9 protein-coding genes and 1 pseudogene are annotated in these 10,166 nt (G+C 71.9%); 9 read left to right on the plus strand and 1 reads right to left on the minus strand.

Going from position 1 to position 10,166, the window contains the following annotated elements; all coding sequences use genetic code 11:
* The 9 genes and pseudogenes from HUW36_RS16915 to HUW36_RS16955 form a co-directional block, all read left to right on the plus strand.
* Positions 1-527: pseudogene (locus HUW36_RS16915) on the plus strand (hypothetical protein); the annotation flags it as partial.
* A gap of 56 nt (positions 528-583) precedes the next feature.
* Positions 584-925, plus strand: coding sequence for a hypothetical protein (locus HUW36_RS16920; RefSeq protein WP_174529059.1), 342 nt, complete (start codon positions 584-586; stop codon positions 923-925).
* A 277-nt stretch (positions 926-1,202) separates the two neighbouring features.
* The gene (locus HUW36_RS16925) at positions 1,203-2,273 is read left to right on the plus strand and encodes a BMP family lipoprotein (RefSeq protein WP_174529065.1); all 1,071 of its coding nucleotides are present in this window, start codon (positions 1,203-1,205) and stop codon (positions 2,271-2,273) included.
* Between the two features lie 264 nt (positions 2,274-2,537).
* The gene (locus HUW36_RS16930; RefSeq protein WP_343044332.1) at positions 2,538-4,031 is read left to right on the plus strand and encodes an ABC transporter ATP-binding protein; all 1,494 of its coding nucleotides are present in this window, start codon (positions 2,538-2,540) and stop codon (positions 4,029-4,031) included.
* Positions 4,028-5,386, plus strand: coding sequence for an ABC transporter permease (locus HUW36_RS16935; protein WP_174529060.1), 1,359 nt, complete (start codon positions 4,028-4,030; stop codon positions 5,384-5,386). Before HUW36_RS16930 ends, HUW36_RS16935 begins: the two co-directional genes overlap by 4 nt.
* A 2-nt stretch (positions 5,387-5,388) precedes the next feature.
* A complete protein-coding gene (locus HUW36_RS16940; protein ID WP_174529061.1) occupies positions 5,389-6,669 on the plus strand; it encodes an ABC transporter permease in 1,281 nt (426 codons plus the stop codon).
* A 104-nt stretch (positions 6,670-6,773) separates the two neighbouring features.
* Complete coding sequence (locus tag HUW36_RS16945; RefSeq protein ID WP_246248196.1) at positions 6,774-7,475, plus strand: cytidine deaminase; 702 nt, start codon at positions 6,774-6,776, stop codon at positions 7,473-7,475.
* Positions 7,476-7,615: 140 nt separating this feature from the next.
* The gene (locus HUW36_RS16950; RefSeq protein ID WP_174529063.1) at positions 7,616-8,896 is read left to right on the plus strand and encodes a thymidine phosphorylase; all 1,281 of its coding nucleotides are present in this window, start codon (positions 7,616-7,618) and stop codon (positions 8,894-8,896) included.
* Between the two features lie 111 nt (positions 8,897-9,007).
* A complete protein-coding gene (locus HUW36_RS16955; protein WP_174529064.1) occupies positions 9,008-9,688 on the plus strand; it encodes a DUF4272 domain-containing protein in 681 nt (226 codons plus the stop codon).
* 6 nt (positions 9,689-9,694) lie between these two features.
* On the opposite strand, the gene HUW36_RS16960 is transcribed toward HUW36_RS16955, so the two are convergent.
* On the minus strand, positions 9,695-10,166 hold a 472-nt coding region (locus HUW36_RS16960; RefSeq protein ID WP_484502594.1), incomplete at its 5' end, for a class I SAM-dependent methyltransferase.

Below are 10,166 nucleotides of genomic sequence, written 5' to 3' on the forward strand. Positions count from 1 at the left end.
GCATGCTGGCCGGCGCGCTGCTCGCGCTGCTGGTCGCCGGTCGCGTCGCGCGGTCGGCCGGCCTGATCGGGTACGCGGTGGTCGCCGGCGGCGTCGGCGTCGCGGTGCTGCACGGCTGGCTCGGTCTGGTCGACGGCGATCCGTGGCGGGAGGCCGGCGCGATCGGCTTGTTCTCGCTCGCCGCCGCCGGCACGGTGGCCGGGCTGGACGCGCTGCTCGGCCGCGCCGGCATCGGGCTCGGCGCGCTGCTGGTCTTCCTGGTCGGCAACCCGCTCTCGGCGGTCGCCGCCGCGCCCGAACTGCTGCCGCAGCCGTGGGGGACCGTCGGCCAGTTCCTGCCGGTCGGCGCCGGCGGCACGCTGCTGCGGTCGGCGGCCTTCTTCGACGGCGCGGGGGCCGGCCGGTCGCTGGCCGTGCTGTCCGGGTACGCGCTGGTCGGGCTGGTCCTGGTGCTGGTGGGTCGCCGGGCCGGTGCCCGCGCGGGCGTGCCGTCGGCGGCACCCGCGCGGGTCGAGGTCACGGTATGACGGCACCTCGGAGGGCCCCTACTACAAAGCGTCGTTGATAGGGGAGGATGGCCGGCGTGGAAGCTCTTCGACTGATCCTTCTCTACGTCCATCTGGTCGGCTTCGCACTGCTGCTCGGCGGCGCGATCGCCCAGTACGTCACCGGCCGGCTGCGGATCAACGCCGCGATGCTGTGGGGGGCGGTGATCCAGATCGTGACCGGTCTCGGACTGTCCGCCCCGCTACGCGACGGGGACGAGCCGGCCCCGGCGAAGCTTGTTACCAAGTTGGTGCTCGCGCTGCTCATCTTCGTCATGGTCTTCTTCTCCCGTAAGCGGGAGTCCGTGAACCGTGGGCACTTCCTTGCGATCATCGGGTTGACGCTGGTCAACGCGGCGGTCGCGGTCTTCTGGCGGTAGTCCGCCGGGAGGCCCGGGAGGTGCCGGAAACGGACGTTCGCGACACCGCCCATCAGGTCTGTCAGCACGAGAAGTGATCTGCCCCACCCAAGGGTTACACCGGGGTAACGGACGCTCAACAGTCGTGCACGATTGTCGGCCGGTGGGTGGGCGCGGGCGTACGCTCCCGTCCGTAACGTGGGACGCCGGCGGCACACCGCAGGCCGGCGCAAGGGCTGCGCACCGCGCACGACGCGGTGGGCAATGGGAAGGAGACGTCTTGCGCTCTGTGCGTGGGATGCGGATCGCCTCCGCCTTCGTGGCGGGTGGCCTCGTGCTGGGCGCCGCCGCGTGTGGTGAGGCTCCCGACGACGACAACAACGCCGGCGGCACCGGTGGCAAGAAGTACAGCGCCTGCATGGTGACCGACGTCGGTGGCATCGACGACAAGTCCTTCAACACCTCGGCCTGGAAGGGCCTGCAGGAGGCGCAGAAGGAAAACGGCGACATCGAGATCAAGAACGTCCAGTCGAAGGCCGAGGCGGACTACGAGGTCAACCTCAAGGGCTTCGTCAACCAGAAGTGCGACTTCATCCTGGCCGTCGGTGGCCTGATGTCCGACGCCACCAAGGCGGCGGCGCAGGCGAACCCGAACCAGCAGTTCGCGATCGTGGACGCCAACCCGGGCGTGGACAACATCTACCCGATGCAGTTCGACACCGCGCAGGCCGCCTTCCAGGCCGGCTACCTCGCTGCCGGGATGAGCAAGACCGGCAAGGTGGGCACCTACGGCGGCCTGCCGATCCCGCCGGTCACCATCTTCATGGACGGCTTCGCCGACGGCGTGGCGTACTACAACAAGGCCAAGAGCAAGAACGTCCAGGTGCTGGGCTGGGACAAGGCCACCCAGAAGGGCTCCTTCACCAACGACTTCGTCAAGCAGGACGAGGGCAAGAAGGTGTCCGACGCGCTGGTCGCCCAGGGCGCCGACATCGTCATGCCGGTCGCCGGCGGCGCGGGCCTCGGCACCACCGCCGCGGCCAAGGCCTCGGGCGGCAAGTACTCGGTCGTCTGGGTGGACGTCGACGGCTGCGAGAGCACCCCGGACTGCTCGGCGATCGTCACCACGGTCGTCAAGAACATCCCGGAGGCCGTCAAGGAGGCCGTGCTGAAGGCCGCCGGTGGCGAGAAGCTGCAGTCCAAGCCGGGCTTCGTGGGCACCCTGGCCAACACCGGCGTCTCCATCGCGCCGTACCACGACTTCGACAGCAAGGTCCCGGCGGACCTGAAGGCCGAGGTCGACAAGATCAAGGCGGACATCTCCGCCGGCACCATCACGGTCACCTCGAAGGCCCAGCCGACCAAGTGACCGCTCCGCCGGCCGCCGCGATGAGATCATCGACTGCGGGGGCCGGCGGGCACCAGCACTGACGATCCGGCCGTCCCGGCGCACGGGGTCCGCACCCCGCGCCTCGGGGCGGCCGGTCACCTTGATCCCCCACACCCCCACCCGGCGCGGTGGCGGCGCGGCAGTGGCTACGCTGCACCATCGCTCGCACTCCAGGAGGTTGCGCTGAGACTCGAACTGCGCGGCATCACCAAACGGTTCGGTGATCTGGTCGCCAACGACCACATCGACCTCACGGTGGAGCCTGGAGAGATCCACGCCCTGCTCGGCGAGAACGGCGCCGGCAAGTCGACCCTGATGAACGTGCTCTACGGGCTCTACCAGCCCGACGAGGGCGAGATACTGGTCGACGGCAAGCCGTTGAAGCTGAAGGGCCCGTCGGACGCGATCGCCGCCGGGATCGGCATGGTGCACCAGCACTTCATGCTGGTGCCGGTCTTCACCGTGGCCGAGAACGTCATGCTCGGCGCCGAGCAGGTCCGGGGGCCGTTCGCCGGCATCCTCGACCGCCGGCGTGCCCGGCGCGAGGTCGCCGAGGTCTCCGAGCGATACAACCTCCGGGTCGACCCGGACGCGGTGATCGAGGACCTGCCGGTCGGCATCCAGCAGCGGGTGGAGATCGTCAAGGCGCTCACCCGCGACGTCGACCTGCTGATCCTCGACGAGCCCACGGCCGTGCTCACCCCGCAGGAGACCGAGGAACTGCTCACGGTCATGCGGTCGCTCAAGGCCGCCGGCAAGTCGATCGTGTTCATCACCCACAAGCTGGGCGAGGTGAAGGCCATCGCCGACCGGATCACCGTGATCCGGCGCGGGAAGACCGTCGGCACGGCCGAGCCGAGCGCCAGCCGGGACGAACTGGCCGCGCTGATGGTGGGCCGCAGCGTCCGGCTGACCGTCGACAAGAAGCCCGCCGAGCCCGGCAAGCCGATCCTGGAGATCGCCGGCCTGGTCGTCGACGACGACCGGCAGGTACGCGCCGTGGACGGCATCGACCTGACCGTGCGCGCCGGCGAGGTGCTCGGCGTGGCGGGCGTGCAGGGCAACGGCCAGACGGAGCTGATCGAGGCGATCATGGGACTGCGTCCCACGCTCGCCGGCACGGTCAGCCTCGACGGCGAGGTGGTGAACGGCTGGTCGACCAAGAAGGTGCTCCGCGCCGGCGTCGGCTACGTGCCGGAGGACCGCAGCGTCGACGGCCTGGTCAAGGAGTTCTCCGTGGCGGAGAACCTCGTGCTGGACATCTACGACCGGCCGCCGTTCGGCAAGGGCCTGTCGCTCAAGCCGGACGCGATCGGGAAGTCGGCGAAGGAGCGGATCGAGCAGTTCGACATCCGTACCTCGTCGGCCGACGCGGCGGTCGGCACGCTCTCCGGCGGCAACCAGCAGAAGGTGATCGTGGCCCGGGAGCTGTCCCGGCCGCTGAAGCTCTTCATCGCCGCGCAGCCCACCCGGGGCGTCGACGTCGGCTCGATCGAGTTCATCCACAGCCGGGTCATCCGCGAGCGGGACATCGGCACCGCGGTCATGGTGGTCTCCAGCGAGCTGGACGAGGTGATCGGCCTGGCCGACCGGATCGCGGTGATGTACCGCGGCCGGATCATCGGCATCGTCGGCCCGGACACCCCGCGCGAGGAGATCGGCCTGCTGATGGCCGGCATCACGCCCGACACCGCCACCCCGACCGCTGACAGCCCTGCCAACGAGGACGAGGCATGACGAACCCGAATCCGGTCTCGGGCTCCCCGGACAAGGAGCCGGCGACCGAGGCGCAGGAGGCGCGCGGCGAGGCCCGGGCGACGCCGACCGCGCCGGCCGGCGACACCGAGCGCCAGGTGCCCGCCACCGCGACGAAGCAGCCGGCGGCCGGCGAGCCGCGGCCCAGCCTGGGCAAGCTGTTCCTGGACAACCTCTGGGCGGCCAACACGGTCACCGTGACCGTGCTCGCGGTGGTGCTGGCGATGCTCGTCGGCGCGGTGCTGATCATCGTCTCCGACCCGGAGGTGCTGGCCACCTACAGCTACATCACCGCCCGCCCGGCGGATGCGCTGAACGCCAGCTGGACCGTGGTCAGCGAGGCGTACGCGAACCTGTTCAAGGGCGCGATCTTCGACCCGGACGCGGTCGGCTTCACCGCGGTCATGGGCCCCATCTCGGAGACGCTCACCTACACCGCGCCGCTGGTCTTCACCGGCCTGTCGGTGGCGCTGGCGTTCCGCGGCGGCCTGTTCAACATCGGCGCCCAGGGGCAGGCCACCATCGGTGTGATCCTGGCCGCCGTCGCCGGCTTCGCGCTGCCGCTGCCGCCCGGCGTGCACCTGCTGGTGGCGCTGATCGCCGGCGCGCTCGGCGGCGCGCTCTGGGGCTTCATCCCGGGCATCCTCAAGGCCCGCACCGGCGCCCACGAGGTGATCAACACGATCATGCTCAACTACGTGGCGATCTACTTCCTGTCCTGGATCATCATCCAGGGCGGGGTGCAGAACCCCGACCGCGCGGACGCGATCAGCAAGCCTGTCGACTCCTCCGCGCAACTGCCCCGGCTGCTCGGCGACAACCTGCGGGTGCACGCCGGCATCCTGCTCGCGGTGCTCGCCACCTGGTTCATCGCCTGGCTGCTCAACCGCTCCACGCTCGGCTTCGAGCTGCGCGCGGTGGGCGAGAACCCGGACGCGGCCCGCACCGCCGGCATCAGCGTGACCAAGACGTACGTGCTGGTGATGGCGACCGCGGGTCTGCTGGCCGGCCTCGGCGGCTCGAACATGGTGCTCGGGTCCACGGCCAACGCGCTGACCCCGCTGGTGATCGCGCAGATCGGCTTCGACGGCATCCTGGTCGCCCTGCTCGGCCGGGTGCGGCCGTGGGGCGTGCTGCTGGCCGCGCTGCTGTTCGGCGCGCTCCAGGCCGGCGGCAACCGGATGCAGTCGTACTCGGGGATCTCGCTGGAGCTGGTCACCGTGCTCCAGGCGCTCATCGTCATCTTCATCGCCGCGCCCGCCCTGGTGAAGGCGATCTTCCAGCTCCGGGCGGCCCGCGCCGCCCGGCTGCAGACGAGCCTCGCGAAGGGCTGGTGAGCATGTCCACCACCGCTGTCCCCGAGGTCGCCGTTACCGCGGTCGACGAGGGTTTCTGGACGCGTACCCGCAAGGCCGGGGCCGTCCTGCTGGCGCTGGGTGTGCTCGCGGCCGTGCTGTTCGGCGCGCTCGCCACCGGCCAGCAGGCTCGCTTCACGCTCAGCGAGACCGAGGGCGGCGCCGCCCTGGAGATCAACGGCACGATCGGCGCGATCCTGTTCGGGGTCATCGCCGCCGCGGCCGGAGCCGCGCTGCTGGCCGGCGTGCCCAAGCGCTGGTTCACGCTGCTGCTCGGCGCCGGGCTGGTCGCCTTCGTGCTGAGCTTCCTGTGCTGGCAGGTCTCCGCCGCCCCCGAGGGCCGCAACTTCATGCCGCTGGTCAACGTCGTCCGGGGCACGTTCATCCTGGCGCTGCCGCTGATCTTCGGCGCGCTGGCCGGCGTGCTCTGCGAGCGCTCCGGCGTGGTCAACGTGGCGATCGAGGGCCAGTTGCTGATGGGCGCGTTCTCCGGCGCGCTGTTCGGCAGCATCTCCGGCAGCGTCTGGGTCGGCCTGGTGGCCGCCGCGATCGGCGGCGCGTTCATCTCGCTGCTGCTCGCCGTGTTCGCCATCCGCTACCTGGTCGACCAGGTGGTCATGGGCATCGTGCTGAACCTGCTGGCGGTCGGCGTCACCGGCTTCCTCTACGAGCGGCTGATGCAGACCGACGCGGCGAAGTACAACAGCGCGCCGCGCTTCAGCAACTGGGAGATCCCGCTGCTGAAGGACATCCCGCTGATCGGGCCGGCTCTGTTCCGGGGCAACATCTTCCTCTACCTCGGCCTGCTGCTGGTGCTGGTCATCCACCTGGCCCTGTTCCGCACCCGGTGGGGCCTGCGGACCCGGTCGGTGGGCGAGCACCCGACCGCCGCCGACACGCTGGGCGTGAAGGTGCTGCGGCTGCGCTACCGCAACGTCATCATGGCCGGTCTGGTGGCCGGGGTCGGTGGGGCGTCGTACACGCTGGCGCTCTACTCGTTCACCAAGAACATGATCGGCGGTAAGGGCTTCATCGCCCTGGCCGCGCTGATCTTCGGCCGGTGGAGCCCGACCGGCGCGCTGCTCGCGGCGCTGTTCTTCGGCTTCGCCGACCAGCTCGCCACCTACCTGGGCGCGATCGGCAGCAGCATCCCGAGCCAGTTCCTGGCGATGCTGCCCTACCTGGCGACGATCCTGGCGGTGGCCGGGCTGGTCGGCAAGGTCCGGGCGCCGGCCGCCGACGGCAAGCCGTACATCAAGGGCTGAGCCTCCGCGACACGAGGGTGCCCGGCGGGAGGACCCGCCGGGCACCGTCGTCTCCGGCCGCATCGGTGACCGATCGGTGTGGATTGGGCAGAATGGGAGTCGTGATGGAGATCGACTGGGAGCGGCTGCGGGCCGCCGCCACCGAGGTGATGCGGCACGCCTACGTGCCGTACTCGAAGTTCCCCGTCGGGGCCGCCGCCCTGGTCGACGACGGCCGGGTCGTGGTCGGCTGCAACGTGGAGAACGCCGGCTACGGCGTGACGCTCTGCGCGGAGTGCGGCGTCGTCTCCTCGCTGCACGCCACCGGCGGCGGCCGGATCGTGGCGCTGTCCTGCGTCGACGCGACGGGTGAGCCGCTGATGCCGTGCGGTCGGTGCCGCCAGCTGCTCTGGGAGCAGGGCGGCCCGGAGTGCCTGATCGAGGCGAAGGGTGGCGCGCTGCGGATGGCGGAGCTGCTGCCGCACGCCTTCGACGTGGCCGACATCGAGGCGGTGACGGGCGAGCACCCGGTGCCGGTGGTGCCGGACCGGCTGGCCGCCTGGCGGGGGCGGGGAACGGTGTTCGTGCACCCCGACCTGTCCGGCGGGCAGCAGGTCTGGACGACCTACTGGGAGCGGTCGGCCGGGGACGCCGAGGACGCCGAGACCGGTGTGCTGGAGGAGGGCCCGACCTGGGACGAGCCGGCCGGCGCGATCGAGTGGGGGTTGGCGCGGACGCCGCGCGTGGTCGTGGTGGACGCGTCCGGCACCATCTTCTGGGCCGGCGAGGGTGAGCCTCCTACGGAGATTCCGGTTCGCTGGGGTTGAGGTTGGGGCCTGGGCCGACCGCGCCCGGCTCCGGGCGGTCAGGCTTGATCCCTCCGCCGGGCACGGTCGGCCCAGGCCCGACGTGGTCATCGTTCGCGGGTGAGTGCGACCATGCGCGATTACTGATTGGATCTTGATAGGTGAGTGCTTTCACGGCGGTTGACGTCATTCGGGCGAAGCGGGACGGGGGTGTGCTGAGCGACGGGCAGATCGACTGGGTGGTCGACGCGTACACCAGGGGGTTGGTGGCCGACGAGCAGATGTCGGCGCTGGCCATGGCGATCCTGCTGCGCGGCATGACCGGCCCGGAGATCGCCCGGTGGACCGCCGCCATGATCGCCAGCGGCGAGCGGCTGGACCTGTCGTCGGTGGCCCGGCCGACCGTGGACAAGCACTCCACCGGTGGCGTCGGCGACAAGATCACCCTGCCGCTGACCCCGCTGGTCGCCGCGTGCGGCGCGGCCGTCCCGCAGCTGTCCGGCCGGGGGCTCGGCCACACCGGTGGCACGCTTGACAAGCTGGAGTCGATCCCGGGTTGGCGGGCGGCGCTGAGCAACGACGAGTTCATCGCCCAGCTCCGCGACGTCGGCGCGGTGATCTGCGCGGCCGGTGACGGGCTCGCCCCGGCCGACCGCAAGCTGTACGCGCTGCGCGACGTCACCGGCACCGTCGAGGCGATCCCGCTGATCGCCAGCTCGATCATGAGCAAGAAGATCGCGGAGGGGACCGGCGCGCTGGTGCTCGACGTCAAGGTCGGCTCCGGGGCGTTCATGAAGAACGTGGACGACGCCCGCGAGCTGGCCCGGACCATGGTCGAGCTGGGCGGCGCGCACGGGGTGCGGACGGTGGCCCTGCTCACCGACATGTCCACCCCGCTCGGCCTGGCGGTCGGCAACGCGGTCGAGGTGACCGAGTCGGTGGAGGTGCTCGCCGGCGGCGGCCCGGCCGACGTGGTGGAGCTGACGCTGGCGCTGGCCCGGGAGATGCTCGACGCGGCGGGCCTGCCGGACGCCGACCCGGCCGCCGCGCTGCGCGACGGCCGGGCGATGGACTCCTGGCGGGCGATGATCCGGGCGCAGGGCGGCGACCCGGACGCCCCGATGCCGACCGCACCCGAGGTCGAGGTCGTCACCGCGACCGAGGACGGCTGGGTGGCCGAGGTCGACGCGTACGCGATCGGGGTGGCCGCCTGGCGGCTCGGCGCCGGCCGGGCCCGCAAGGAGGACCCGGTGAGCGTGCCGGCGGGCGTGGTCCTGCACAAGCGCCCCGGCGACCGCGTGCGGGTCGGCGATCCGCTGTTCGAGCTGCGCGCCGAGCACGCCGAGCGGATCCCGGCCGCGCTGGCCGAGGCGCGTGGGGCGATCCGGGTGGCGGCCGAGGCGCCGGCCGCCGCGCCGCTGGTCATCGACCGGATCGGCTGAGGAGTCCCGGCTCGGGCCGGCCATGGTGCCGGCCCGGCCGGAGCCGCTATCCTCCCAGGCCAGGGGGGACCGACCGGCGACGAGCCGAGGCGACCAGACAGGGACAGACCGTTGCGCGTATCCGCTCCCGACCCCCGGGCCGTCCGCGAGGCGAGCCTCGACGAGCTGTCCCGGCTGGGTCTTCCGCTGCCGCCGCCACAGTTCCCGCTGGTGTGGGAGCCGGGCGACGAGATCGAACTGCGCCCGACGCCGGAGATCGAGGCCCGGATCGCGGTGTTGCACCTGATCCTGGCCCGCTGCTTCGGCATGCCCGCGCAGGCCGCGATGAGCTGGCTGCTCGACTCGCACCTGGTCGAGATGCTGACGCCGCCGGAGTGGCAGTTCGTGATGGGCGGTCGCGGCGACCACCGGTCGTTCGTGCTGCACCACGACGCGCTGTTCTCGCTGGCCTGGGTGCTCGGCCTGAGCAAGCAGCTGGACCCGACCGTGCCGGTCGACGAGCGGCTGGTCGAACGGATGCCGAACCTGGTCGCCGGGGAGACGTTCCCGCAGTGGCGGGCCCGGATCCTGGCCGCGCCGCAGCACCCGGCCGACGCCGCCGCGCTGCTCGACCTGCACTACTGCCTGGACTGGGCCTACCTGGAGACCGAGCGGGCCGGCGGGACGCTGCCCGGGCTGGTCGACGCCAACGCGATCGGGCAGCGCCGCTGGGCGTTGGAGTGGGCCGTGGTGCTGCGCGGGCCGTACCACGAGGAGCCGCCGGGTTGGGAAGAGGTCGACCTCTCCACCTGAGCGGCGTCAGCGTGGACGGTGCACGCCCACCCGGACGGCGGCCGTGACCGGCGTCGGCTCGGGCAGCGCGGCGATCCGCGCGGCGAGCCGTCCCGGGTCGGTGTGCCAGGCGCTCGGCCCCATCCCCACCAGCGTGGTGACCTCGGCGCGGGTCAGCGCCAGCTCGGCCCGGTGCGCGGTGGCGGACTCCTCGACGAAGTGGCCGCCCAGGCTGCCGGTCACCCGGTCGGCCTTGTCCGGGTCGACCCGGAGCAGTCCGAGCGCGTCGACCAGCTCGCCCAGGTGCTCGACGGCCGGGGTGACCACCAGCAGCGCCCCGGCCGGGTCGAGCACCCGGCGGAACTCCGCACCGTTGCGCGGCGCGAAGACGTTCAGCAGCACGGCCACGGACCGGTCGGCCAGTGGCAGCCGCTGCCACGTGTCGGCCAGCGCGGCGGCGGCGCGCGGGTGGACCCGCGCCGCGCGGCGCAGCGCCGGC

Source organism: Micromonospora maritima, assembly GCF_902825405.1.
GTDB classification, from domain to species: Bacteria; Actinomycetota; Actinomycetes; order Mycobacteriales; family Micromonosporaceae; genus Micromonospora; species Micromonospora maritima.

Bases quoted from the DNA above. Each gene is read 5' to 3' on its own strand.
- HUW36_RS16935 (WP_174529060.1), top strand. From the start codon at position 4,028: ATGACGAACCCGAATCCGGTCTCGGGCTCCCCGGACAAGGAGCCGGCG.
- HUW36_RS16940 (WP_174529061.1), top strand. From the start codon at position 5,389: ATGTCCACCACCGCTGTCCCCGAGGTCGCCGTTACCGCGGTCGACGAG.
- HUW36_RS16945 (WP_246248196.1), top strand. From the start codon at position 6,774: ATGGAGATCGACTGGGAGCGGCTGCGGGCCGCCGCCACCGAGGTGATG.
- HUW36_RS16925 (WP_174529065.1), top strand. From the start codon at position 1,203: ATGCGGATCGCCTCCGCCTTCGTGGCGGGTGGCCTCGTGCTGGGCGCC.